General features: G+C 66.3%; 22 protein-coding genes. 11 read left to right on the top strand and 11 right to left on the bottom strand.

Annotated features, from left to right (window positions below; genetic code table 11):
* Nucleotides 1-85 precede the first annotated feature (85 nt).
* From P7D22_RS00530 to P7D22_RS00520, 3 genes are all read right to left on the bottom strand, one after another.
* Nucleotides 86-1,225, bottom strand: coding sequence for a zinc-binding metallopeptidase family protein (locus tag P7D22_RS00530; RefSeq protein WP_319932237.1), 1,140 nt, complete (start codon nt 1,223-1,225; stop codon nt 86-88).
* Between the two features lie 138 nt (nt 1,226-1,363).
* On the bottom strand, nt 1,364-2,503 hold the full coding sequence (locus tag P7D22_RS00525) for an FAD-dependent monooxygenase (RefSeq protein WP_319932236.1): 1,140 nt from the start codon (nt 2,501-2,503) through the stop codon (nt 1,364-1,366).
* Between the two features lie 14 nt (nt 2,504-2,517).
* Nucleotides 2,518-2,766 carry a zinc-finger domain-containing protein gene (locus tag P7D22_RS00520; RefSeq protein WP_319932235.1) on the bottom strand — a complete coding sequence of 83 codons (249 nt, stop codon included), beginning with the start codon at nt 2,764-2,766 and terminating at the stop codon, nt 2,518-2,520.
* Nucleotides 2,767-2,881: 115 nt separating this feature from the next.
* Here P7D22_RS00520 and P7D22_RS00515 point away from each other — a divergent pair, with 115 nt between their 5' ends.
* The 4 genes from P7D22_RS00515 (at nt 2,882) to msrB (ending at nt 5,724) form a co-directional block, all read left to right on the top strand.
* The gene (locus P7D22_RS00515) at nt 2,882-3,649 is read left to right on the top strand and encodes an alpha/beta fold hydrolase (protein ID WP_319932330.1); all 768 of its coding nucleotides are present in this window, start codon (nt 2,882-2,884) and stop codon (nt 3,647-3,649) included.
* A 99-nt stretch (nt 3,650-3,748) separates the two neighbouring features.
* Entirely contained in the window at nt 3,749-4,591 is an 843-nt protein-coding gene (gene cysE / locus P7D22_RS00510) for a serine O-acetyltransferase (RefSeq protein ID WP_319932234.1), read from the top strand.
* Between the two features lie 38 nt (nt 4,592-4,629).
* Nucleotides 4,630-5,025 carry a DUF3126 family protein gene (locus tag P7D22_RS00505; protein WP_319932329.1) on the top strand — a complete coding sequence of 132 codons (396 nt, stop codon included), beginning with the start codon at nt 4,630-4,632 and terminating at the stop codon, nt 5,023-5,025.
* Nucleotides 5,026-5,316: 291 nt separating this feature from the next.
* Complete coding sequence (gene msrB, locus P7D22_RS00500) at nt 5,317-5,724, top strand: peptide-methionine (R)-S-oxide reductase MsrB (RefSeq protein WP_319932233.1); 408 nt, start codon at nt 5,317-5,319, stop codon at nt 5,722-5,724.
* A gap of 173 nt (nt 5,725-5,897) precedes the next feature.
* On the opposite strand, the gene P7D22_RS00495 is transcribed toward msrB, so the two are convergent.
* Nucleotides 5,898-7,763, bottom strand: a complete 1,866-nt coding sequence (locus P7D22_RS00495; protein WP_319932232.1) for an ABC-F family ATP-binding cassette domain-containing protein — start codon at nt 7,761-7,763, stop codon at nt 5,898-5,900.
* 50 nt (nt 7,764-7,813) lie between these two features.
* Nucleotides 7,814-8,107, bottom strand: coding sequence for a hypothetical protein (locus P7D22_RS00490; RefSeq protein ID WP_319932231.1), 294 nt, complete (start codon nt 8,105-8,107; stop codon nt 7,814-7,816).
* 142 nt (nt 8,108-8,249) lie between these two features.
* Here P7D22_RS00490 and P7D22_RS00485 point away from each other — a divergent pair, with 142 nt between their 5' ends.
* From P7D22_RS00485 to ndk, 4 genes are all read left to right on the top strand, one after another.
* A complete protein-coding gene (locus P7D22_RS00485; protein ID WP_319932230.1) occupies nt 8,250-8,720 on the top strand; it encodes a MarR family winged helix-turn-helix transcriptional regulator in 471 nt (156 codons plus the stop codon).
* Complete coding sequence (locus P7D22_RS00480; RefSeq protein ID WP_319932229.1) at nt 8,713-10,014, top strand: HlyD family secretion protein; 1,302 nt, start codon at nt 8,713-8,715, stop codon at nt 10,012-10,014. The genes P7D22_RS00485 and P7D22_RS00480 overlap by 8 nt, the downstream gene beginning before the upstream one ends.
* Complete coding sequence (locus P7D22_RS00475; RefSeq protein ID WP_319932228.1) at nt 10,007-11,554, top strand: DHA2 family efflux MFS transporter permease subunit; 1,548 nt, start codon at nt 10,007-10,009, stop codon at nt 11,552-11,554. The genes P7D22_RS00480 and P7D22_RS00475 overlap by 8 nt, the downstream gene beginning before the upstream one ends.
* Before the next feature lie 78 nt (nt 11,555-11,632).
* Nucleotides 11,633-12,055 carry a nucleoside-diphosphate kinase gene (ndk, locus tag P7D22_RS00470; protein ID WP_319932227.1) on the top strand — a complete coding sequence of 141 codons (423 nt, stop codon included), beginning with the start codon at nt 11,633-11,635 and terminating at the stop codon, nt 12,053-12,055.
* Between the two features lie 46 nt (nt 12,056-12,101).
* Here ndk and ppx read toward each other — a convergent pair whose 3' ends face one another.
* Genes ppx through P7D22_RS00450 form a run of 4 tightly spaced genes read right to left on the bottom strand, consistent with a single transcriptional unit; the run spans nt 12,102 to nt 17,667 of the window.
* Nucleotides 12,102-13,604 (bottom strand): exopolyphosphatase, encoded by a 1,503-nt coding sequence (ppx, locus tag P7D22_RS00465; protein ID WP_319932226.1) that lies wholly within the window; start codon nt 13,602-13,604, stop codon nt 12,102-12,104.
* Nucleotide 13,605: 1 nt separating this feature from the next.
* Complete coding sequence (locus tag P7D22_RS00460) at nt 13,606-15,798, bottom strand: RNA degradosome polyphosphate kinase (protein ID WP_319932225.1); 2,193 nt, start codon at nt 15,796-15,798, stop codon at nt 13,606-13,608.
* Nucleotides 15,799-15,806: 8 nt separating this feature from the next.
* Complete coding sequence (locus P7D22_RS00455) at nt 15,807-16,526, bottom strand: HdaA/DnaA family protein (protein ID WP_319932224.1); 720 nt, start codon at nt 16,524-16,526, stop codon at nt 15,807-15,809.
* A gap of 1 nt (nt 16,527) precedes the next feature.
* The gene (locus tag P7D22_RS00450; protein ID WP_319932223.1) at nt 16,528-17,667 is read right to left on the bottom strand and encodes an AI-2E family transporter; all 1,140 of its coding nucleotides are present in this window, start codon (nt 17,665-17,667) and stop codon (nt 16,528-16,530) included.
* A gap of 172 nt (nt 17,668-17,839) precedes the next feature.
* Between P7D22_RS00450 and purM the strand changes: the two genes are divergently transcribed.
* Both purM and purN read left to right on the top strand, forming a co-directional pair.
* Nucleotides 17,840-18,904 (top strand): phosphoribosylformylglycinamidine cyclo-ligase, encoded by a 1,065-nt coding sequence (gene purM / locus P7D22_RS00445; RefSeq protein WP_319932222.1) that lies wholly within the window; start codon nt 17,840-17,842, stop codon nt 18,902-18,904.
* Nucleotides 18,901-19,563 carry a phosphoribosylglycinamide formyltransferase gene (gene purN, locus P7D22_RS00440; RefSeq protein ID WP_319932221.1) on the top strand — a complete coding sequence of 221 codons (663 nt, stop codon included), beginning with the start codon at nt 18,901-18,903 and terminating at the stop codon, nt 19,561-19,563. The genes purM and purN overlap by 4 nt, the downstream gene beginning before the upstream one ends.
* A gap of 212 nt (nt 19,564-19,775) precedes the next feature.
* On the opposite strand, the gene rnd is transcribed toward purN, so the two are convergent.
* Complete coding sequence (rnd, locus tag P7D22_RS00435; protein ID WP_319932220.1) at nt 19,776-20,963, bottom strand: ribonuclease D; 1,188 nt, start codon at nt 20,961-20,963, stop codon at nt 19,776-19,778.
* A 214-nt stretch (nt 20,964-21,177) separates the two neighbouring features.
* Here rnd and aspS point away from each other — a divergent pair, with 214 nt between their 5' ends.
* The gene (aspS, locus tag P7D22_RS00430; protein ID WP_319932219.1) at nt 21,178-22,974 is read left to right on the top strand and encodes an aspartate--tRNA ligase; all 1,797 of its coding nucleotides are present in this window, start codon (nt 21,178-21,180) and stop codon (nt 22,972-22,974) included.
* 301 nt (nt 22,975-23,275) lie between these two features.
* On the opposite strand, the gene erpA is transcribed toward aspS, so the two are convergent.
* Entirely contained in the window at nt 23,276-23,620 is a 345-nt protein-coding gene (erpA, locus tag P7D22_RS00425) for an iron-sulfur cluster insertion protein ErpA (RefSeq protein ID WP_319932218.1), read from the bottom strand.
* Between the last annotated feature and the right edge of the window lie 40 nt (nt 23,621-23,660).

The following is a 23,660-nucleotide window of genomic DNA, read 5'->3' as shown; positions in this document are numbered from 1 at the left end:
GTCCAAGCACCAAGGCCAGGCGGTTAGGCCGGCTCGCGCTGCTTGTTGCAAATCACGTGCCCGATCACAACGGGCGGACCGCGCCTCAGTCGGGATTGATGCCGTCGATACGATGCCCGGCTGTTTCGATGGCCGGTTGCGCTCGACGCTGCGCCCCGACCCAGCCGTGCACGAGATCGTGCATGAAGCCGAGTTTTTCGATGATGGTCGGCGTCAACACGAAGGGGTAGAAGTCACCAAGACCCATGCTGCGGTTCAAGCTGTTGACCGCAAAGGTCAGCGGCACCCAGGCCTCGATGATCGGCGCGATGCTGTCGGCCGTGTAGGGCGAGAAATCGACACGCGTCGCCAGGGCGTCGGACGCCACGATGTCTTTCGGCTTGATCCGGATGCCGAAAGCTTCAGCGGTGTTCAGCGTGTCGATGATGTGCAGGTAATGCGCCCAGGTCTCCGCAAAATCCTCCCACGGATGGGTGGTGGCATAGGCGCTGACGTAGTGCTCCCGCCAATGGGCGGGCGGCCCCTCGCGATAATGCTTCTGCAGCGCGGCATTATAATCTTCCCGCTCGTCGCCGAAGATGGCGCGGCAGGGCTCGAGCGCCGGGGCATCGCGCACCAGGCGATCCCAATAATAATGGCCGACCTCATGCCGGAAGTGGCCCAGCAGGGTCCGGTACGGCTCGTGCATGGCGGCCCGGCGGCGCTCCCGCTCGGCGTCGTCGGCTTCCGCGATGTTGATCGTGATGTCGCCATGGTCATGGCCGGTCAACACCCGCTTGGTCGCCGATTCGTCCTCCTTGAACTCGAAGATCAAGCCTTCGATCGGATCCTGGCCGCGCGTCACGAGGGGCAGCTTGAGGGCCAGCAGGGTGTAGAACAGCCGGTGCTTGGCAAATTCGAGCTGCTTCCACAGCAGCTTGTTGTGGTCCTTACCGAGGTCCGGGACGGTCCGGTTGTGACGGCAGGCGAGGCAATAATCGTCCGAATCGTCGGCCGCGATCAGCCAGTTGCAGACATCGTAGGCCGCGTTGTCACAGAACTTGACCGAATGACTCGGGTCGCCGGCCTTATGCCAGACCAGATGGCTGAGCTCTTCGGCGTCGCGGTCGAGGGCCATCAGCGTGTTGGAGCACGTGTCGTAGCCGACCCGCAGGCCGCAGCGCTCGCACCGCGTGTTTTCGAAGAACAGGGTCTGCCCACAATTCTGGCAATCGAACAGCTTCACGACCTCGCTCCCAACGCGGCTTACGCGACCAAAGGGTCACGCCAGCTTGCCTCGCAAACTCGGCAGGTCTCGGATCGATCCCTCTCGCCCCCAGAATCTTCCGCATTGCAGCAGAGACGCTGGCCCGGCGACGACTGTTCAGGAGCCGCCGTAAAGCCAGTCCAGCCGGGCAAGCGCGCGGGAGCCTCCGAGCAGCCGCATCGCGAGGTCGCGTGCGTCGGCCGCGGGTCTGCCGAGGTGATAGATGTCGCCTTGCCGCCGGGATTGCTGCTGAACCCGCGCGGCCTTGTCGCGACGCTGGTGTTCATAGGCCGCAAAGGCAGGAACGACCGACACGCCCTCCGCGAGGCATACCGCGAGGCTGCCGGCATCCTCGATCGCCTGGGAGGCGCCCTGGGCCAGGAACGGCAGCATGGGATGGGCGGCGTCACCCAGCACCGTCATGTTGCCCTCCGACCATCGCGCCCGAGGCGCGGCATCGCGAAGGCGCCAGCAGCGCCATTCCGCAGTCGGATCGAGAAGCTGCAGCGCCTCGGTGTGCCACCCCGCGAAGGCATGCCGCAGCGCCGCAGGATCGCCGGGACGCGACCAGGGATCGTCCGACCGGGACGGCGTCGCGGCGGAGGCTTGCGTGATGGCGACGACGTTGACGTGCGTCCCCCCAGGAACGGGGTAATGCACCAGATGGGTACGAGGCCCAAGCCAAAGGTTGGTGTCGGGCGCCCGGTGGGTGGTGCCCAGTCGCGCGCTCGGCACCAGGGCCCGCCAGGCGATGCGGCCGCTGTCGCGCGCCGCCGCTGTTGCGATGCCGCGCGCATCCACGAAGCCGTCGCATGCGAAAGGCTCGCCTTGACCTGCGAGCGCCACGCCCTTCGCCGAGGTGCCCGCGACGTCGGCGCCGAAAACAAGGCGGATCGCGGGCTCCACACTGGCGTGCTCGGCCAGCACCCGTTGCAGATCCCGGCGCAACACAAGCAGGAACGGCGCGCCATAGCGCACTACGGCATGGTCGCCCAACGGAAAGCGGATCAGCTCGGCGCCATCGCGACTGCGCCGTACCCGGACCGAGCGGGGTTCGAGCGCCACGGCCCGCACGGCCTCGAGAAGCCGCAACCGCGACAACACTCGCGTCGCATTGGGGGAGAGTTGAAGCCCGGCGCCGAACTCGGCCAAGGCCGGTCGTCGTTCGAACAGGCTGACGCGCAAGCCTACGCGCGCCAAGGACAAGGCTGCCGCGAGGCCGCCGATGCCGGCTCCCGCGACCGCCAGATGGGTCACGCCCGAAGGCAGGGTCAGGGGGCCGTGTCGGGCCGATAGGCGCAGGAGGCAGGCTCGCACCCATGGCCGAGCGAGCCGTCATGCACGTAGTGGGTCGAACAATAAGGGCAGACCGCGTCGCCGCTGTCGCCCATGTCGATAAAGGTGTGCGGGTGGTCGAATGGCGGCAACGCTCCCGTGCACATGAACTCACGGACGCCGACCCGGATGGTCGGCACGCCGATCTCGTTGTGGAAATGCGGCGTCTGGTGAGGAGCGGCCATGAAGAGTTCCGGAGAAATGTTGCTTTCCCGGCCGGTATCGCTCAGTTCGATATGGGATGCGAGCGAAAACCGGCAGGGTGTCGGCTTGCAACTCATCGCCCTCGACGAGCCAGCCATGCCCGAATTCCGATCCGGCGACCTTACGCTTTTCTATATCGACGAGCCGCCGGTCGGCCAGGACCGGCGCGAACCCATCCTGCTGATCCACGGCTTCGCCTCCAACCATGCGGTGAACTGGGTCAACACCGGCTGGGTCAAGGCGCTGCAGGCCGATGGACGACGGGTGATCGCGCTCGACAACCGCGGGCATGGCCGAAGCGACAAGCCGCGCCGGCCGGAAGACTACCACACCGACCTGATGGCCACCGATGCCGTGCGGCTGCTCGATCACCTCGGCCTCGAACGGGTGGATGTGATGGGCTATTCGATGGGCGCGCGGATCACCGCTTTCCTGGCTTCGATGGCTCCGGAGCGCACCCGCTCGGCCCTGCTCGGGGGCCTTGGCATCCATCTTCTGGACGGCACCGGGCTGCCGCAATCCATTGCCGATGCCCTCGAGGCGCCATCGCTCGATGCCGTCAGCGGCGCCATGCCGCGCATGTTCCGGCGCTTCGCCGATGCGACGGGTGGCGACCTCGGGGCACTCGCGGCCTGCATCCGGGGGTCTCGCCAGAGCCTGTCGACCGAGCGGCTTGCCCGCATTCTGGTGCCGGTGCTGGTGTCGGTCGGCACGCGGGACGATATCGCGGGCGATCCGCACGCCCTGGCGCGCCTGCTCATTCAAGGCAGGGCGCTCGACATCCCGGATCGCGATCACAATCTCGCAGTGGGTGATAAGGTCCACAAGGCCGGTGTCCTTGCGTTCCTGGCCGAGCGCCCGTAACCACCGCGGCCGGCCGCTCGGAACCGCTGCGACGGTTGTGGTTTATGCTATGAAGACGTCGACGCGGCCGCGAGGCGCGCGGCACGAATGGGCCCTGTGATGCACGCAGTTACCGCAAAGGTCATCGACTTCGCGGCCATCGATCCGGTGTTTTCGCGCATCCGGATCGAGGCCGACGATATGGTCAGGACGGAGCCGCGCTTGGCCGGGTTCGTGTTCTCCAACATCCTCAATCATGCGACGCTGGCGCAGGCGGTGATCTACCGGGTCGCGACGCGGTTGGGGCACGAGGACCTGCCGACCGCCTTGCTGCAGCAGACCTTCGGCGACGTGCTGGCCGGGCATCCGGGGATTGCCGAGGCGATCTCGACCGACATCATGGCGGTCTTCGACCGTGACCCGGCCTGCACGCGGCTGATCGAGCCTATCCTGTATTTCAAGGGTTTTCACGCCATCCAGGCGCACCGGCTGGCGCATGCGCTCTGGGCCAACGGCCGTCGCGACCTCGCGCTGTATCTGCAGAGCCGGTCGTCCTCGGTGTTCCAGACCGACATCCACCCGGCGGTGCCGTTCGGCAAGGGCATCTTTCTCGACCATGCGACGGGGCTGGTCGTGGGCGCCACCACCACCATCGACGACAACGTTTCGTTGCTGCAGAACGTGACGCTCGGCGGCACCGGCAAGGAACAGGGCGACCGGCATCCCAAGATCCGCAAGGGCGTGCTGATCGGCGCTGGCGCCAAGGTGCTGGGCAACATCGAAATCGGCCATTGTTCGCGGGTCGCGGCCGGCTCCGTGGTGTTGGCGGCCGTGCCGCCCAACAAGACGGTCGCCGGCGTGCCGGCGCGCATCGTCGGCGAGGCTGGCTGCGCCGAACCCGCGCGCAGCATGGATCAAATTATTGCCCAAAAGACCGCCGATCGAGCGGAACAGGGCTTCTGACGGCGCCCCCCGCCGCCACGACAAAGGACGAGCGCGTGCTGGAAAAGACGGAAATCCATAAGCTGCAGGAGTTTCTGCGGCGGACATTCGGTAATGATGGCCTGAAGGTGACGCCGGGCGCCAAGGACAGCGACGCGGCCGATGTGGCGCTCGGCGAACGCAAGATCGCCCATATAACGGTCGACGACGAGGACGGCGACCGTTCCTTCTCGCTCGATATGAAAGTGCCGGTCGAGCGCGCCGCGATTGAATCCTATCTCCGTAAGCTGTTCAGCAACGACAAGCTGAAAGTCGCTGCGCGCTTGAAGAAGACCGATTCCGTGGAGTTGAATTCGGGCAGCGACTTCATCGGCGTGATTTCGGCCGACGATCCCAAGGGCAAGTCCTTCACCCTGCAGATGGCCATTCTCGACTTCGACCTCGAAGAAACCTGATCGCCGATGGCCATAGGGCTTCCCCGAGTGGCGCGATGTGGAACGCTTTGGACAAGCGCCGCGTCGCGCTTTCTGACGCGGCCAGCATCTCACCGGGCCATTGCGGGCGGCCCGACGCGATCTTCCGCTTGATGCTTGCGACAGCTGCCTTGCTTGAACAAGGCGAATTGAAAGCGCGGCAAATGGATCGTGATTGGGTTGCCGACCGCATCGCATCCGGGCCGGGGCTTGACGCTGCGGTCGGGCGTAGTCAGTTCAGCGCAAGCGGCTTAGCACCGAAAGGCTCCTGCCATGACGATGACCGAAACCTATCCCGTGACCCGCAGCGACGCCGAATGGCGGGAGCGTCTGACCCCCGAGCAGTATCAGGTGATGCGCCGCCATGGCACCGAGCGCCCCGGCAGCTGTGCCCTGCTGCATGAAAAGCGGCCCGGCACGTTTGTTTGCGCGGGGTGCGACACGCCGCTGTTCGAATCTTCGCTGAAGTTCGAGAGCGGCACCGGCTGGCCGAGCTTCAACGATCCGGTCGAGGGTTCGGTCGCTGTGACCGAAGATCGCTCGCACGGCATGGTGCGGACCGAAGTCCATTGCGCCACCTGCGGCAGCCATCTCGGCCATATCTTCGACGACGGCCCGGCTCCCACCTACCTGCGCTATTGCATCAATGGCGTGGCGCTGGATTTCGTGCCGGGCACCTGAGGCGTCTTGGGAGCGGCCTCGGGCCGCTTTCGGTCATGCAGAGCCGAGCCAGGAAGGCGCGCCCTGAAAGCCTACGATCTGGCGACACGGGCGACCGTCCAACCGACTCCCGTGTCAGCCATAACGGCACCTTTGCCTTGCCACTCAGAAGGCTTAGAGGCGAGGTTGCGACATCATACGGCTTCCTGCTGGTCGAGCGTCAGACGGAGCCAGTCCTCCTCAGCCAGCACCAGGGCGCGTGCCAGTTCGCCGCGCTGGCGCGCCAGAGTCGAGGCCCGCTCGGGCTCGCGGGCGAAGATGCCGCCATCCCCGAGCGCCCGATCGATCTTGTCGATGAGGGCCTGAAACTTTGCCATCTTGTCTTCCTGCGCGGCCACCTGCTTCTTCAGCGAGGACGGTTTGGCGACGGGAGGGGGCGCGCTTGCCTTCTCGTCGGCCTTAGCGGCGCCGCGGTTGTTGCGGCGGCTGCCGCCGCCTGCGCGATCGAGGACGAGCTTCTTGTAATCGTCCATGTCACCGTCGAAGCTCTTCACCGTGCCGCCGTCGACGAGCCACAGGCGATCCGCGCAGGCATCGATCAGGTGACGATCATGCGCGATCAGCACGATGGCGCCCTCGTAGGCATTGATGGCCTCGATCAGGGCGGCACGGCTGTCGATGTCGAGATGGTTCGTGGGCTCGTCGAGGATCAGCAGGTGGGGCGCATGAAAGGTCGCGAGGCCCATCATCAGCCGCGCCTTCTCGCCGCCCGACAGCTGCGACACCGGCGTGTCAGCCTTCTGGCCTGGGAAGCCGAACTGGGCGCATTTGGCCCGCACCTTCGATTCCGGCTGGTCGCGCATCAGCTCCGACAAGCAGGCGAACGGCGTCTGCGTGAGATCGAGCTCCTCGACCTGGTGCTGGGCAAAGAACCCGACGTCAAGCTTGCTCGAGCGCCGCATCGTGCCCCCCAGGGCCGGCAGGCGCCCGGCGATCAGCTTGGCAAACGTCGACTTGCCGTTGCCGTTCGAGCCCAGCAGGCCGATGCGGTCGTCATTGGAGATGTTGAGGCTGAGCTTCGACAGCACGGTGCGCTCGCCATAGCCGGCGCTGGCGCCCTCGAGCGCGATGATAGGCGGGCTCAGCTGCTTCTCGGGCGAGGGCAGCACGATCGGCAGCACGTCGCTGTCCACCATGGCTGAGATCGGCTGCAGCTTTTCCAGCATCTTCAGGCGGGATTGCGCCTGGCTGGCTTTCGAGGCCTTGGCCCGGAAGCGGTCCACGAAGGCCTGCAAGTGCTTGCGGTGTTCGTCCTGCTTCTTCTGATGCTTGAGCTGGATTGCCTGCTGCTCGCGGCGCTGGCGTTCGAAGCTGTCGTAATTGCCCCGCCACAGCGTCAGCTTGGCACGGTCGAGATGGAGGATGTGGTCGCAAACCGCATCGAGCAGGTCGCGGTCATGGCTGATGACCAGCATGGTGGCCGGGTAGGTGGCGAGATAGTCAATCAACCACAACGTTCCCTCGAGGTCGAGGTAGTTGGTCGGCTCGTCGAGCAACAGGAAATCGGGCTGGGAAAACAGCACGGCCGCCAGCGCCACGCGCATGCGCCAGCCGCCGGAAAACTCCGACAAGGCCCGGTTCTGCGCCGCCTCGTCGAAGCCGAGACCGGACAAGATCGTGGCGGCTCGGGCCGGCGCCGAATGGGCGTCGATGTCGACGAGGCGCGTCTGGATGTCGGCGATGCGGCCGGCGTCGGTGGCGGTGTCGGCTTCCGCCATCAGGGCGGCCCGCTCGGTATCGGCTTCGAGCACGAAATCGATCAGCGTCGTCGGCCCGCCGGGCGCTTCCTGCTCGACCCGGCCCATCCGCATGGTGCGGGGCAGGGTGATGCCGCCGCTTTCCGGATGCAAGTCGCCGGAGATCATGTTGAACAGCGTCGTCTTGCCGGTACCGTTGCGTCCGACAAAGCCGACACGCGCCCCTTCCGGCAAAGCCGCTCCGGCCTTGTCGAACAGGATGCGCGGCCCGAGCCGATAGGTCAGATCATTGATGTGCAGCATGGGAGGCTATGTCGCGTGGCGACGCCCATCATGCAAGCGGATTGGCGGCCTCAGTTCTTGCGACCCTGGCAAAGTACGATCGGGTTCGACAGGGCATTGGCAAAGCCATAGCCCTGGTAGACGGCTTGGTTCGAGGCTCCCGGCGGGAGCAGGAACGATCCCTGGACCGTGCTGAGCGCGCCGTCCGTCGAGGACAAGGTCCAGCTGAAGGTGCAGAACTGCTCGGGTGCGCTTGGCCGCCTATGGCTGCACACCAACTCCGCTCCGCCCGCCATCGCGGCGCCGCCGCAACTGACCACCGCCTCCGCCCGCGCCGGGCTGACGGCACCTCCCACGAGAGCCATGGCCGCGCCGATCAGCCACGCGGTGCGGAGCCGATGAAATCGAGCGACAGCCTTCACGTCGAACGCTTGCCGTTGGGCGCTTTACCGTTTATGTGTTGCACTATCATAAGCTAGCTTATCAATTGCCTCGAGCCCGTCGTCAATGGTTCATGACTCCCCGACGCTCGGGTTCCTTCTGAATGATGTGGCACGCCTGCTGCAGAAACGCTTCGAGCAACGCGCTCGTTCACTCGGTCTCACGCGGGCACAGTGGCAGGTGCTGGTCTACCTCGCGCCGAACGAGGGCATTCATCAGGGCGGCTTGGCGGAACTCCTCGACATCGAGCCGATCACGCTGGTGCGCATTCTCGACAAGCTCGAAGCACGCAAGTTGGTCGAAAGGCGCCGCCATGCGACCGACCGGCGTCTCTGGCTGCTTTACCTGCAGGAGGGTGCCCATCCTCTGCTGAAGATCCTGCGGGCCTACGGTGATGCCACGCGAGCCGAGATGCTGGTGGGCATCGACGAGGACGCGCAGCAACAATTGTTCGATCGCCTGGGCGGCATGAAGTCCAATCTCCTCAAAGCCTTGATCTTGCCGGTCGAGGACGATCGCGAGGCTCGCTATGGTTGAATATTCTTCCCCGCGTGAGGCCGACGATGGTCAGGACCGGGTTCGCGACCTCGAGTCAGGGGTGGCCCATGATTATCGGGACGACGACAAGCGTCCCAGGGTCGACTTCGAGGCCGCGGTCGCACCGGAACCCGTCGGCAAGGTCGCGGCGCCCGTCCTCCCGCCGGCACCTCCGGTGCTCGCAGCAAAATCCCGGCGTGGCTGGACGCGTCCGGTGCTGTTCGCGCTGCTTCCGGTCGCGCTCGTGGCGGGCGGCTATGCCTATGTGACGGGCGGCCAGGTGATGTCGACCGACAACGCCTATGTGCAGGCCCAGATGCTGGGATTGTCGACCGACGTGTCGGGAACGGTGAGCGAGATCGCTGTTCACAACAACCAGCATGTCGCCAAGGGACAGCTGTTGTTCCGGCTCAGGCCGGACTCCTTCCACATCGCGCTCGAAGGCGCCGAAGCGCAGCTCGGCACGGTGCGCAACCAGGTGCTGACGCTGCAGGCCAGCTACAAGCAGTCGATGGCGCAGATCGATCAGGCGAAGGCCGACCTGCCGTTCTATGAGACGAGCTTCAAACGGCAAATGGACCTGATCGCCACGGCGGTGGCCTCAAAGGCGAGCTTCGATCAAGCCGAGCACGACCTCACCTCAGCCCGTCAGCGCCTGACGGTGTCGGAGGCACAGGCGCTCTCCATGCTGGCCCAACTCGGCGGCGACGCCAATCAATCCGTCGAGCAGAACCCCTTCTACCTCCAGGCCAAGTCCCTGGTCGACAACGCGCGCCGCGACCTCGACGACACGGTGGTGCGGGCGCCCTTCGACGGCACCGTGACCCGCGTCGACAGCCTGCAGGCGGGTGCCTACCTGAAGGCCGCGCAGCCCGGCTTCATGCTGGTCAGCGACACCAATATGTGGATCGAGGCGAGTCCGAAGGAGACCGAGCTCACCTGGGTGCAGCCCGGCCAGAAGGCGACGATCACGGTCGACACCTATCCCGGCGTCGCCTGGCAGGGCACCGTGGCCAGCATCAACCCGGCTTCGGGTGGTAGCTTCTCGCTACTGCCGGCCCAGAACACCACCGGCAACTGGGTGAAGGTGGTGCAGCGCATTCCCATGCGGGTCGTGGTCGACGACATGGCCGGCAAGCCGCCGCTGCGCGTCGGTATGAGCGTGGTGGTCGATGTCGACACCGGACACGCGCGCGGCGTGCCCGAGATGCTGAAGCCAATTACGGCTTGGCTCTCGCCCTGGGTCGATCGGGCCCGGCACTTCGCGTCTCACCGTGGGGTCACCCATGGCTGAGGCGTCAGCGCCCGCCGACGGCGGCATCGTCGCCAACCGCGGCATGATCACCGCCTGCGTGATCCTGGCCGTCATCATGCAGGCGCTCGACACCACCATCGCCAATGTGGCGCTGCCCTACATTCAGGGCAGCGTTTCGGCCAGCGCCGATCAGATCAACTGGGTGCTGACGTCCTATATCGTGGCAGCCGCCATCATGACGCCGCCGTCCGGCTACATCGCCAACCGGTTCGGCCGCAAGCGCGTCCTGCTGGTCTCGATCGCCGGCTTCGTGGCGGCCTCGATCCTGTGTGGCGTCGCCCAGTCTCTCGTGGAGATCGTTGGATTTCGTCTGCTGCAGGGCTTTTTCGGCGCCGCCCTGGTGCCACTCAGCCAAGCCATCCTGCTCGACATCTACCGGCCTGAGGAGCGCGGCTCCGCCATGGCGCTGTTTGGCGTCTCGGTGATGGTGGGGCCCGTGCTCGGGCCCGTCATCGGTGGCTGGCTGACCGACAATATTTCGTGGCGCTGGGTGTTCTACATCAACCTCGGCATCGGGGCCGTGGCCTTCGCGGGCGTCTCGGCCTTCGTGACGGAATCGAAGCGCGATGCGACCGCCAAGCTCGACTGGCTCGGTTTTGGCACGCTTAGCCTCGCCATCGCGTCGCTTCAGCTCTGCTTGGACCGCGGCGAGCAACTCGATTGGTTCTCGTCCGGCGAGGTGTTGATCGAGGCGCTGGTGGCGGCCTGCGCGGCTTACGTGTTCGCGGTCCATACCTTCACGAGTCGGAATTCTTTTGTGAATCCGCGGTTGTTCCTCGATCGCAATTTTACGGTCGGGATGGTCTTCATCTTCATCGTCGGCATCACCTATCTAGCCTCGATGGCTCTGATGACGCCTTACCTGCAGACCCTCATGGGTTATCCGGTGGTGACAGCCGGCATCGTCATGGGGCCGCGTGGCATGGGCACCATGCTTTGCATGTTCGTAGTGGGCAAACTGATCGGCAAGATCGAGATCAAGTGGCTGCTGCTGGCCGGCCTCATGCTCACGGCCTGGGCCATGTCGGACATGACGGGCTGGACGCCCGACGTTTCAGAGCAGCGCATCATCACCACCGGGTTCATCCAGGGCATGGGGCTCGGGTTCCTGTTCGTACCGCTCACCGTCGTCACCTTCTCGACGCTCCCGGCCGAGAAGCGGGGCGAGGGCACGGGGCTCTACAACCTGTCGCGCAACATCGGCTCGAGCGTCGGCATCTCGACCGTGACGGCGCTGCTGACCGAAAACGTCCAGGAGAACCATGCCGAGATCGCCCGCTACGTGACGCCGTTCAACCGGGCCTTCCAGAACGAGGCGGTCACGCAATATCTCAACCCTCTCACGGCGGCCGGGCGGGCGGCGCTCGACGGCATCATCACGGTACAGGCCACGGTCATCGCCTATATCGACGACTTCAAGCTGATGATGGTGCTCTGTATCGCCGTGATGCCCCTGGTGTTCCTGCTCAAGAAATCGGCTCAGCCCGTGGCGGTCGACCATAGCGCCATCATGGAATAGGGCGGCTCGCCTTGCTGGCATGGGGCCCGGCCGCTATAAGCCCGGCGTACCCCTGCCTTCAAGATGAGCAAACGCGCCATGGCGATCGAACAAACCTTCTCCATCCTCAAGCCCGACGTTACCCGGCGCAACCTGACGGGCGCGGTCAATGCCGTGATCGAGAAGTCCGGTCTCCGCATCGTGGCGCAGAAGCGCATCCACATGACGCGGCCGCAAGCGGAGCAGTTCTACGGTGTCCACAAGGAGCGGCCCTTCTTCGGCGAGCTCGTCGAGATGATGACCTCCGCCCCTGTGGTGGTGCAGGTGCTGCGCGGCGAGAACGCCATCCTTAAGTATCGTGAGATCATGGGCGCCACGAACCCGGAAAAGGCCGATGCCGGCACGATCCGCAAGGATTTCGCGCTGTCGATGGGCGAGAACTCGGTGCATGGCTCCGACGCTCCCGAGACGGCCGCAACCGAGATCGCCCAGTTCTTCGCCGAGGGCGAAGTCGTCGGCTGATCGCTTCCGAGCGAACGAGGCAACGCCGGCGCCTGGGCCGGCGTTTTCATTTGAGGATCAGCACGGCGCCTTCGCGGCCGATCAGCCGGGCCAGTTGACGGAGCCGGTTCATCACGCGGTCGCTGACGAGGTCGGCCTCGGCCGGCGCCACCGTCAGCGACACGGCCGCGCGGGTGCAGGCCAGCGGAAAACGGCGCAAGACGCCGGCCTGGCCCGCCGTCATGATAAAAGCGATCCGCATGGCGGCGGCCAGGATGCGAGCCCGGTCGAGCAGACGTGGCGACACGAGGCTGCGCAACGAAGCATTGCCGTCGTCATCCGCATTGGCGTGCCTATAGGCGCAGGCCAATGCCAGAAAGGCGCGGCCCGCATGGTCGATGCCGATCAGGTTGGCGTTGGCGATAATGTTGAGGGATTGGGCGGCCCGATAATCCGGATGCGCCCGCCAGGAAATGTCCGACAAAAGGCAGGCGGCGTGTCGCAGGCGCCGCTCGTCCTCGCTCTCGTCGAGGTCGGCCGAGGCCATGAAGGCATCGGTCCAGCCGCACAGGTCATGGCCATGGCCGGGGCTGCGGGCCCGCAGCGCATCATAGTGCTCGACCGCCTCGATCAGCGGGTCGGCGTCGCGGCGCTTCGTCGACAAGCGCTCGAAGAGCAGGCCTTCGCGCACTCCTGCGGCCGACACCACGATGGCGCGGGGCCGACCCTGGTGGATGATTTCGTCCAGCACCACCGCCCCATAGGACAACAACGGTCGGCGGGCGGCCGACACCGAGCCGATGGCGGTCAGCATGTTGGTGTCGACCCGCTCGACCAGCCGGGCAAAGGCCTCGGCCTCGTCGCCCGGGATGACGTAGCCGTGCATGACGTCGAGCGGGTAATTGCGCTGATGCATGTGGAGGCGGGCGAGCGCCCGCCAGGTGCCACCGACCGCGTAGAAGGTGCGTCCGCGCAGCGCGTCGAGCGGCCCCGCGGCTTTGAGGGCGTCACGGGCGATCTTCAGCGCCCGCTTCGGGCTGCCCTTCGACAGGTCCGACAAGGCGAGGCCACCGATCGGCAGCGACACGCCCTTGCGCAGCTTGGCCTTGCGGAGCTCGATCAGCTCGAGCGAGCCGCCGCCGAGGTCGCCGACGATGCCATCGGGCTTGTGGAACGAGGAGGCGACGCCAAGCGCCGCCAGCTCCGCCTCGCGGGCGCCGCCGATCAGCTGTGCCGGCACCCCGATGGCGTCCTGGGCAGCTTCGAGGAAGGCGGCGCCGTTGCGGGCATCGCGCGTCGCCGCCGTGGCCACCACGGTGATGTCGTCGATCCCCATGTTGCGACATAGGGCCCGGAAAGTGCGCAGCGCCGCCAGCGCCTTGTCGGCCGCCTCGGGGGCCAGCAGCCCGGTGGTGGCGACACCCTTGCCGAGGCCGCACAGCACCTTTTCGTTGAACAACGGAGTCGGGGCCCGGGTCAGCGCCTCATAGGCGACGAGGCGGACCGAGTTCGAGCCGATATCCACGATGGCGAGCGGAGCCGCCGCCGCAGAGGCGGCGGTCGACGGCACCTCAGGTCTTGCCGAGTTTCTTGAGGAGGATTTTGGGACTGGATTCACGCAGCGATTTGCCTCGACCCGACAGGCTCGGGTTGGTCATGAAATAGTTGTGGGCGTTGAACGGCTCCTCGTTCGGAGCCGGCACCACCCGCTCGCTCCGGCCGTTCGGCAGCACCCGGTAGCTTTGCTGGTTGTCGATCAGGTTGGCGATCATGATCTGGTCGAGCACCTGATCGTGCACGGTGGGGTTGGTGATGGGGATCAGCGCCTCGACGCGACGATCGAGGTTGCGGGGCATCAGGTCGGCCGAGGAGATGTACACGCGCGCCTTGGCGTGCGGCAAGCCGAAGCCGGCCCCGAACGCATAGATGCGGGTGTGTTCGAGAAAGCGGCCGATGATCGACTTGACCCGGATGTTGTCGCTGAGGCCCGGCACCTCCGGCCTGAGCGCGCACATGCCGCGCACCACGCAGGTGATCTTCACCCCCGCCTGGCTCGCCTCGTAAAGGGCATCGATCACGGTTGGATCGACCAAGGCGTTGCACTTCAGCCAGATGGCGGCCGGCTTGCCGGCCCTGGCGAAGCCGGTCTCGGCGGCGATGTGCTTCAGCAGCGTCGTCTTGAGGTTTAGCGGCGAGACGGCCAGGCGCTCGAGCCCTACCGGCTCGGCATAACCGGTGATGTAGTTGAACAGGTGCAGCACATCGCGGCCGATGGCGGGATCGGCCGTGAACAGCGACACATCCGTATAGATCTTGGCCGTTTGCGGATGGTAGTTGCCGGTGCCGAGATGGCAGTAGGTGGTCAGCGCGCCCCCTTCGCGACGCACCACCATCGACAGCTTAGCATGGGTCTTCAGCTCGATGAAGCCGAACACCACCTGGACGCCGGCGCGTTCGAGGTCGCGGGCCCAGCGGATGTTGGCTTCTTCGTCGAAGCGCGCTTTCAATTCCACCAGCGCCGTAACCGACTTGCCGGCTTCCGCCGCCTCGATCAGCGCCCTGACGATCGGGCTGTCCTTCGAAGTGCGGTAGAGCGTCTGCTTGATGGCTACCACATTGGGGTCGCGCGACGCCTGCACCAAGAACTGGACGACGACGTCGAAGGCTTCATAAGGGTGATGGACGATGAGGTCCTTTTGGCGGATCGCCGCGAAGCAATCGCCCGAGTTGTCGCGCACGCGCTCGGGAAAGCGGGCGATATAGGGCTTGAACTTCAGGTCCGGCCGGTTGAGCGCCACCAGCTCGGCAAGCTCGTTCAAGGCCAGCATACCCGCGACCGAAACGTTCTGCTCGGAGGTGACGTCAAGTTCCTCGGCCACCAGGAAGCGCAGGCCTTCCGGCATCTTGGCGTCGAGTTCGAGGCGGATCACCGTGCCGCGGCGGCGGCGTTTCAGGGCGCTCTCGAAGAACAGCATGAGGTCTTCGGCCTCTTCCTCGATCTCGAGGTCGCTGTCGCGGATGACGCGGAAGAAGCCTTCCCCCAGGATCGTGTAGCCGGGAAACAGCCGGCCGGTGTTCATGGCGATGAGGTTTTCGATCGTCACGACCCGGATCTCGCCGGGCTTGTCGCCGTCGGGCAGACGGATGAAGCGTTCGGTGCGGCTCGGAATGCGGATCAGCGCATGCAGCTTCCGGGCATCGGTAGTGCGGGCGAGGTCGAGCGCCACCGTGAAGCCGAGGTTCGGAATGAACGGGAACGGGTGCGCCGGATCGATGGCGAGCGGCGTCAGCACGGGAAAGACGTGCGCCATGAAGTGGTCGTGCAGCCAGTCGCGATCGGCCTTGCCGAGATCTTCCGGCTCGGCCAGCACGATGCCGTTGTGGGCCAGTTCGGCCCGCAGCTGCTCCCAGCGCAGCTGCTGGGCCGCCACGAGGTTATCGACCGACCGTGCGATCTGGGCCAACTGGTCGGCAGGCGACAGGCCGTCGTTCGACGGCGTCGTAACGCCCGAGCGCACCTGGCCGTAAAGGCCCGCCACCCGCACCATGAAGAATTCGTCGAGGTTGTTGGCCGAGATCGACAGGAAGCGCAGCTGCTCGAGCAACGGATGGTTGGGGTTCGAGGCTTCCTCGAGCACGCGCCGGTTGAACTCGAGCCAGGATTGCTCGCGGTTGACGAAGCGCTTTGGCGACGACGCCAGCGACACGCCCTCAGTTTCCTGCGGCGGTTCGATTTCGATGACGACGTCTGCGATCAGGGCCATGGCGGGTCTCACGGGTCGGCAGGGTTGTGTCCCAGCCCCGTGACAACACCATGACCGGATGCATCCCTGGCTTCAAGCGATGCCAGCACCGCCGCGGCGACCGTTCGCGTGATGCGGCGCCCTTCTGCGAGGCTGGCGTGGTCGAGCGCCGCCACCAGCCGGCGGGCCGCCCCGAGCGAGCGTTCCATGTGGCGGGACAGGAAAGCCAGCACGGGCGCGTCGATCGAAAGCTGCCGGTCGGCGAAGAGTTTCAGCAGCACCGCCTGCACGAAGGCTTCGTCGGGCTCGCCGAGGCGCACCAAGGGCGCGAGCCGCAGCCGCGACAGAAGGTCGGCCGTGCGCAGGCCCCAGTTGTCGGGCGCGGTGCGGGCCGTCAGCAAAGCCGCGCGGCCATTCTCGCGCAGGAGATTGAGGCGATGGAACAGCGCGGCCTCGTCGGCCCCGAGCCGATCCGCATCCTCGACCAGCACGTCGCGACGCCCGAAGAGCTCGGGCGGGGTCGCCGCGAGCCCCGCGCCCGTCACGATGGCGGCCCTGGCGCGGTCGGCCCAGATGGCGCCGAGGTGGCTTTTGCCGGCGCCTTCCGGTCCCACCAGCACCAGCACGTGCCCGGGCCACACGGGCCAATGCCCGACGGCCTCGAAGGCGTCCTGGTTGGCGGCGGCCACCAGATAGTCGTCGGCGCCGAAGCGGGGCGGCCCGGCGAGGTCGAGGGGAATCTGGTGCATGTCAGGCGAGGGTCTTGACCTGGCGCGGCATGGGGTAGGGCACTCCGGCCTCGGCCTCGCCGGTGTAAAGCTCGCTACGCAGGTATTTGCGCAGCAGGAAGCGCAGCACCACGCCGGCGGCGGCCGCCACCGGCACCGCCACGATCAGCCCCGTGAAGCCGAACAGCGATCCGAAGGCCAGCAGCGCAAAGATGATCCACACCGGGTGCAGGCCCACCGAAGCGCCGACGAGGTTTGGCGACAGCACGTTCCCTTCGAGGAATTGCCCCACGAACACGACCCCGAACGTCATCGCCATCAGGTCCCAGGCCGGCCAGGACTGCACCAGCGCCACCGCCAGCGACACGATCATCACGGCCAGCGAGCCCACATAGGGGATGAAGCTGAGAAAGCCGCCCGTCATGCCGATCAGAAACCCGAAATTCAGCCCGACCAGCGTCAGCCCCACACCATACCAAAGACCCAGGAACACCGACACGATGAACTGCCCGCGCACGAAGCCCGCCAGCGCCTTGTCGATGTCGCGCGCGATGGCCCGCACCTCGAGGCGGTGCTCGATCGGCACCCAGCCGTCGATGGTGGCGATCATCCGCTTCCAGTCGAGCAGGATGTAGAAGGCCACCACCGGGGTGACGACCAGCAACGAGAACAGGCCGTAGAGCGCCTGACCGCCGAACCACAGCGAGCGCAACAGCCCCAGCACATAGGTCGTGGCCTGGCTGATCAGCGAACCGATCGAGTTCTGGATATCGGCGTTCGACACCGTGTCGCTGAGGCCGAGCTTCTTCAGCGTTTCGCCGCCATGGTGCTGCAGGTAGCGGCTGCCGAGGCCGATGAGTTCCTGCAGCTTGCCGGCCAGCGTCGGAAGGTTGTCCACGAAGGCCATGAACTGGTGCGCCAGGATGGGGGCCAGAATCAGCACGAGCAGCACCAGGGCCACCAGGAACGACACCAGGATCACAATGGTGGACCCGAGGCGGTGCAGGCCGAAGCGCTGCATGCGATCGGCCAGCGGGTCGAGCAGGTAGCCGAGCGTGATGCCGGCCACGAAGGGCAGCAGGACGCCCGACAGCTGGTAAAGCCCATAGGCCAGCACGGCCGCGAGGGCGGTCCAGACCAGCACATGTCGCTGCAGGATCATGGGCCGGCCCTCCCCCGAATGCGCCGTGGCGCCCCTCGCGCAAGCCGTGGCGCTTCTGGCGCAAGCCATGCCGCCAGATACGCCGCGCCCGCGGGAAGCGTCAATGCGGCCCGCTGCCTTGCCGAAAACAGCCCGGCACGCTAAGGCGCCGCAACCCATCAGCGAGGACGAGATGACGACGCCGCCCGGAACCCCGCTGACTTATGCCGCCGCGGGCGTCGACATCGACGCCGGCAATGCGCTCGTGCAGCGCATCAAGCCGCTGGTGCGCAGCACGCGCCGGCCCGGCGCCGATGCCGAGATCGGCGGCTTCGGCGGCTTGTTCGACCTGAAGGCGGCGGGCTTCGTCGACCCTATCCTGGTGGCGGCCAACGACGGCGTCGGCACCAAGGTGAAGATCGCGGTGGAGAGCGGGCGTCACGGCACGATCGGCATCGATCTCGTGGCCATGTGCGTCAACGATCTTGTGGTGCAGGGCGCCGAGCCGCTGTTCTTCCTGGACTATTACGCGACCGGCCGGCTCGAACTCGAAGAAGGCGCGGCGATCGTCTCGGGGATCGCGGAAGGGTGCCGCCAGGCCGGTTGCGCCTTGATCGGCGGCGAAACGGCCGAGATGCCGGGCCTTTATGCGGGGCGCGACTACGATCTCGCAGGCTTCGCGGTAGGGGCCGCCGAACGCGGCCGCCTGCTGCCGCAGGGCGTGGCGGCGGGCGACGTGCTGCTCGGCCTGCCGTCCTCGGGCGTACATTCCAATGGCTTCTCGCTTGTGCGGCGGATCGTCGAGCGGGCAGCGCTCGGCTGGAACGATCCGGCTCCCTTTGCGGCGGGCCAGAGCCTCGGTGAGGCGCTGCTGACGCCGACCGTCATCTACGTGCGGCAGCTGTTGTCGGTGCTGAAGCAGAGCGACGGCCTGCGGGCTCTGGCCCACATCACCGGCGGCGGCCTGCCGGAGAACCTGCCGCGCGTGCTGCCGGACCATCTGGCGGCCGCGATCGATCTCGACGCCGTTCCGGTGCCGCCCGTCTTCGGTTGGCTGGCCCGCACCGGCGCCGTGCCGCACGACGACCTGCTGCGCACCTTCAATTGCGGCATCGGCATGGTGGCCGTGGTGGCGGCCGCCCAGGCCGATGACGTTTCGGCGTTGTTGGCCGCATGTGGTCCGACACCGGTGCGGCTCGGTCATATCGAGCCCCGCGCCGGGGCGTCGATCCGGTTCCGCGGGGCGCTCGCGCTATGATGCGGGAGCGGCTGCGGACCGCCATCCTGATCTCCGGCCGCGGCTCCAACATGGGTGCCCTGATCGAGGCCGCGCGCCGGCCCGATTATCCGGCCGAGATCGCCCTGGTGCTGTCGAACGACCCGGCTGCCTCCGGCCTAGAAGCCGCGAAGGCGGCCGGCATCGCGGTGGCGGCCGTCGACCACCGCATCCATGCGCACCGGGAGGATTTCGAGCGCAGCATGGACCGCCTGCTCGAAATCCACCGCATCCAGTTCCTCTGCCTCGCGGGTTTCATGCGCTTATTGACGCCCTGGTTCGTGGCGCGCTGGCACGGGCGGTTGATCAACATCCATCCGGCGCTGCTACCGGCTTACAAGGGGCTGCGGACGCATGAGCGGGCGCTCGCCGACGGCGTGAAGATCCATGGCTGCACGGTGCATTACGTCGTGCCGGCCGTCGACGACGGCCCCATCGTCGCCCAGGCGGCGGTGCCGGTGCTGGACGGGGACACACCCCAGACGCTCGGGCGCCGCGTATTGACGCAGGAACATCGGATCTACCCGTTGGCGTTGCGCCTCATCGCTTCTGGGGCGGCCGTCATGGCGGACGGCGTGGTGCGGATCGCCGCGGCCGATCAGGAAGGCAGCCGGGCGCTGATCCAGCCGCTCGACAGCTGAGTCTGGCGGCAGTCGGCCGGGGGGACTCGCTACACGCCTGCCTCTCCTCATTCCGGGGCAGCGAAGCCGAACCCGGAACCGGTGTAGTTCGACCTTGATCGCCGAAGCTCCCGATTCCGGCTCTCCGGCCGGAATGAGGGTGGGGCTTGCATCCCGTCAGGCGCGTACGTGGCTGCGACGCCGTCCAGGCGTAGAAAACCCGTTGCCTCCTGTCAGGCCCGCGCTGCGGCAGGCTGCTCCGTGGCTTCGGCATCCTGCCATTCGAGCAGGGTAACGCGCCCGCGCTCGACCGTCAGGGCCAACCGACCCTGTTTCAGCTCAAGTGCCTTGGCCCCGAAGATGCGCCGGCGCCAACCCTGCAGGGCCGGGACATCGGCCTTGTCGTCGCTGGCGATCGCCTCGAGGTCGTCGACCGTGGCCACGATCTTGGCCGCCACCCCATGGGCTTCCGACACCTGCCGCAGCAGCACCTTCAACAATTCGACGGTGGCACCGCCACCGCCGTTGCGGCGCTCGCGTTCGAGCTTCGGCAGGTCCTTCGGATCACGCTCGAGGCCGCGCGTCACCGCCTCGATGATCTCGATCCCGGCTTTGGAGCGTTCCATGCCGCGCGGTACGGCGCGCAGCTCCGCCAAGGCTTCGGCCGTCTTCGGCGCCGCCAGGGCGATCTCGATCAGCACGTCGTCCTTCAGCACGCGGGAGCGCGGCACGTCGCGGCCCTGCGCCTCGCCTTCGCGCCAGGCCGCGACCTCCATCATCACGGCGAGGTCGCGTGGACGCCGCAAGCGATTGCGGAAACGTTCCCAGGCATTCTCGGGATGCTGCTCGTAGGTGGCGGGCGAACACAGCACCTTGATCTCATCACCCAGCCAGGAAAGCCGGTTCTTCGACTCGAGCTGTCGCCGCAGCGCCAGGTAGACGTCGCGCAGATGCGTGACGTCCCCCATCGCATAGGTCACCTGAGCTTCGGACAGCGGCCGCCGGCCCCAGTCGGTGAACCGCGACGACTTGTCGACCGTCACGCGGCAGATGTTCTGCACCAGCTCGCCGTACGCGACCTGGTCGCCGTAGCCGCACACCATGGCGGCCACCTGGGTGTCGAACAACGGGGTCGGGATCGACCGCGACAGGTTCCAGATGATCTCGATGTCCTGCCGCGCCGCGTGGAACACCTTGACGACCCGCTCGTCGCGCATCAGCGCGAAGAACGGCTCCAAGTCGATATCGGGGGCCAGTGCATCCACCACGATGGCCTCGTCGGTGGAGGCCACCTGGATGACGCAGAGTTTCGGCCAGAAGGTCGTTTCGCGCAGGAACTCGGTATCCACCGTCACGAACTCGTGGGTGGCCAAACGCTTGCAGGCCTCAGCCAGCACATCGGTCGAGGTGACTACGCTCATGCGGATTGCATAAGGCAAACAGCACGGTGACGCGACCGCTTTGTGACGGCCGCGCGTGCTTCGCATCGGACAAACCTAACGGATCCTCGCCGAAGAGCCGCCGAAAGCCTGGCGGGTGCCGTTGTTGACAGCTCTGGTCCCGCATGGCCATGTCCGCCGCTCGCGCTGGCGGCTCGGTTCCGCCTCCTTTCGCACGATCCGAGAAGTTCCGAAGATGCATCGTTACCGTTCGCACAGCTGTGGTGCCCTGCGGCCGTCGGACGCCAACAGCGACGCCCGGTTGTCGGGATGGTGCAACCGCATCCGCGATCATGGCGGCGTGCTGTTCATCGACCTGCGTGACCATTACGGCATCACGCAATGCGTGGTCGATCCCGACTCGCCCGCTTTCGCGGCCGCCGAGGGCTTGCGTTCGGAAACGGTGGTGCGGCTCGACGGCACCGTGCGGATGCGGCCGACCGGCACCGGCAATGCCGAGATGCCGACAGGCGCCATCGAGCTCTACGTCACGGACGTCGAGGTGCTAGGGCCGGCCTCCGAGCTGCCGCTGCCGGTCGCCACCGACCAGGACTACCCCGAAGAAACGCGCCTGAAATACCGCTTCCTCGATCTGCGGCGCGAGCGCCTGCACAAGAACATCATGCTGCGCGGGCGGGTGATCGACTCGTTGCGCTCGCGCATGAAGGCGCAGGGCTTCTTCGAGTTCCAGACGCCGATCCTGACCGCCTCCTCGCCCGAAGGCGCGCGTGACTATATCGTGCCCTCGCGTGTGCATCCGGGCAAATTCTACGCCCTGCCGCAGGCGCCGCAGCAGTTCAAGCAGCTCATCATGACGGCGGGCTTCGACCGTTACTTCCAGATCGCGCCCTGTTTCCGCGACGAGGATGCGCGCGCCGACCGCTCGCCGGGCGAGTTCTACCAGCTCGATATCGAGATGAGCTTCGTCACCCAGGAGGACGTCTTCGAGGCGGTCGAGCCGGTGTTGCGCGGCGTGTTCGAGGAATTCGGCGGCGACAAGAAGGTGACGCAGAAGTTTCCGATGATCCCCTACCGGGAGTCGATGCTGAAATATGGCGTCGACAAGCCGGATCTGCGGAACCCCATCGTGATCGCCGACGTCACGGCCGAGTTCAACGCCGAGGCGGTCAGCTTCAAGGCGTTCAAGACCGTCATCGCGGCCGGCGGTGTGGTGCGGGCCATTCCGGCGCCGGGCGCCGGCGCGCAGCCGCGCTCCTTCTTCGACAAGCTGAACGATTGGGCGCGCGGCGAAGGCGCACCGGGGCTCGGCTACATCATCTTCGATGAAACGGACGGCAAGCTCGTGGGCCGTGGCCCGATCGCCAAATTCATCCCGGAAGACATCCAGGCCACCATCGTGGGGAAGGCCGGATTGAAGGCGGGCGATGCGGTGTTCTTTGCCTGCGACCAGGAAGGAAAGGCCGCGAAGCTCGCCGGCGCGGCCCGGGTCAAGCTCGGCCACGAGCTCGGGTTGATCGATCCGAATGTCTTCGAGTTCTGCTGGGTCGTCGACTTCCCGATGTACGAGTGGAACGAGGAGGACAAGAAGATCGACTTCTCGCACAACCCGTTCTCGATGCCGCAAGGCGGGCTTGAAGCGTTGCAGACCAAGGACCCGCTCGACATCCTGGCCTATCAATACGACATCGTCTGCAACGGCATCGAGCTGTCGTCGGGCGCCATCCGCAACCATCGCCCCGATCTGATGCGCGAAGCATTCCGCATCGCCGGCTATGACGAGGCGGTGCTGGAGGAAAAGTTCGGCGGCCTGTATCGCGCCTTCCGCTACGGCGCCCCGCCGCATGGCGGCATCGCGCCCGGTGTCGATCGGATCGTCATGCTGCTGGCCGGCGAGGAGAACCTGCGGGAGGTCGTGCTGTTTCCGATGAACCAGCGCGCCGAAGACCTGCTGATGGGCGCCCCGTCGATCCCGACCGCCAAGCAGCTGCGTGAAACCCACATCCGGCTGAACGTGCCCGACAAGAAAGCCTGAGAAGACTCGAATGGGGGCTGGTCGAAGGGTCGGCCCCTTGATCCGCAGCCTCCCGTCGCGGTTGGAATGTCACGCCGGTGCGGAGGATCCGCATCGGCGTGGTCTTGATCCGGTGCGTGCCTTCGGTCGTCTGCGCAACGCGCCTAACCGCTTGCAGGCCGGCGGCAGCCGCCACCGGAGTTTCCGCTGTGGCTGACACGTGCCTTCGACGACCGCCCAGCAGTTGCGCTTGAAGCCAAGTTTTTGACCTCAGGGCGCTTCCGTCATCCCCGAAAAGCCATGGACGCCACGCTTCTACGCCTTACAGCGCGAAGCTCGTGCCGCAGCCGCATGACGCCGTGGCGTTCGGGTTCTCGATCTTGAAGGCCTGCCCGATCAGGTCGTCCACATAGTCGATGTGCGAACCGCGCATATATTCGAGCGACACCGGATCGATCAGCACCGTAGCGCCATCCCGCTCGACGACGAGGTCGTCCGGCTCGCGGCCCTGCACGATGTCGAAGGCATATTGAAATCCCGAACAGCCCCCGCCGTTGACGGCGACGCGCAGCAGGGAGCCATCGGGTTCCTTCGACAGAACGCGGCGCACCTGCTTGGCGGCTTTCGCCGTGAGCGCGACCGGAAGAACTTCGAGCGTATCGGACATGGGGCTAAACTCCGCAACAACCGGTTCAAGGCCGGCGCAG

The organism is Lichenihabitans sp. Uapishka_5, from assembly GCF_033947565.1.
Taxonomy (GTDB): Bacteria; Pseudomonadota; Alphaproteobacteria; order Rhizobiales; family Beijerinckiaceae; genus Lichenihabitans.
This window is presented reverse-complemented; position numbering and strand designations above follow the sequence as displayed.

What these genes read in the sequence shown, in the direction of transcription:
- P7D22_RS00520 (WP_319932235.1), bottom strand. Translation starts at nt 2,766, where the DNA reads ATGGCCGCTCCTCACCAGACGCCGCATTTCCACAACGAGATCGGCGTG.
- P7D22_RS00515 (WP_319932330.1), top strand. Translation starts at nt 2,882, where the DNA reads ATGCCCGAATTCCGATCCGGCGACCTTACGCTTTTCTATATCGACGAG.
- cysE (WP_319932234.1), top strand. Translation starts at nt 3,749, where the DNA reads ATGCACGCAGTTACCGCAAAGGTCATCGACTTCGCGGCCATCGATCCG.
- msrB (WP_319932233.1), top strand. Translation starts at nt 5,317, where the DNA reads ATGACGATGACCGAAACCTATCCCGTGACCCGCAGCGACGCCGAATGG.
- P7D22_RS00495 (WP_319932232.1), bottom strand. Translation starts at nt 7,763, where the DNA reads ATGCTGCACATCAATGATCTGACCTATCGGCTCGGGCCGCGCATCCTG.
- P7D22_RS00490 (WP_319932231.1), bottom strand. Translation starts at nt 8,107, where the DNA reads ATGGCTCTCGTGGGAGGTGCCGTCAGCCCGGCGCGGGCGGAGGCGGTG.
- P7D22_RS00485 (WP_319932230.1), top strand. Translation starts at nt 8,250, where the DNA reads ATGGTTCATGACTCCCCGACGCTCGGGTTCCTTCTGAATGATGTGGCA.
- P7D22_RS00480 (WP_319932229.1), top strand. Translation starts at nt 8,713, where the DNA reads ATGGTTGAATATTCTTCCCCGCGTGAGGCCGACGATGGTCAGGACCGG.
- P7D22_RS00475 (WP_319932228.1), top strand. Translation starts at nt 10,007, where the DNA reads ATGGCTGAGGCGTCAGCGCCCGCCGACGGCGGCATCGTCGCCAACCGC.
- ndk (WP_319932227.1), top strand. Translation starts at nt 11,633, where the DNA reads ATGGCGATCGAACAAACCTTCTCCATCCTCAAGCCCGACGTTACCCGG.
- P7D22_RS00460 (WP_319932225.1), bottom strand. Translation starts at nt 15,798, where the DNA reads ATGGCCCTGATCGCAGACGTCGTCATCGAAATCGAACCGCCGCAGGAA.
- P7D22_RS00455 (WP_319932224.1), bottom strand. Translation starts at nt 16,526, where the DNA reads ATGCACCAGATTCCCCTCGACCTCGCCGGGCCGCCCCGCTTCGGCGCC.
- P7D22_RS00450 (WP_319932223.1), bottom strand. Translation starts at nt 17,667, where the DNA reads ATGATCCTGCAGCGACATGTGCTGGTCTGGACCGCCCTCGCGGCCGTG.
- purM (WP_319932222.1), top strand. Translation starts at nt 17,840, where the DNA reads ATGACGACGCCGCCCGGAACCCCGCTGACTTATGCCGCCGCGGGCGTC.
- purN (WP_319932221.1), top strand. Translation starts at nt 18,901, where the DNA reads ATGATGCGGGAGCGGCTGCGGACCGCCATCCTGATCTCCGGCCGCGGC.
- rnd (WP_319932220.1), bottom strand. Translation starts at nt 20,963, where the DNA reads ATGAGCGTAGTCACCTCGACCGATGTGCTGGCTGAGGCCTGCAAGCGT.
- aspS (WP_319932219.1), top strand. Translation starts at nt 21,178, where the DNA reads ATGCATCGTTACCGTTCGCACAGCTGTGGTGCCCTGCGGCCGTCGGAC.
- erpA (WP_319932218.1), bottom strand. Translation starts at nt 23,620, where the DNA reads ATGTCCGATACGCTCGAAGTTCTTCCGGTCGCGCTCACGGCGAAAGCC.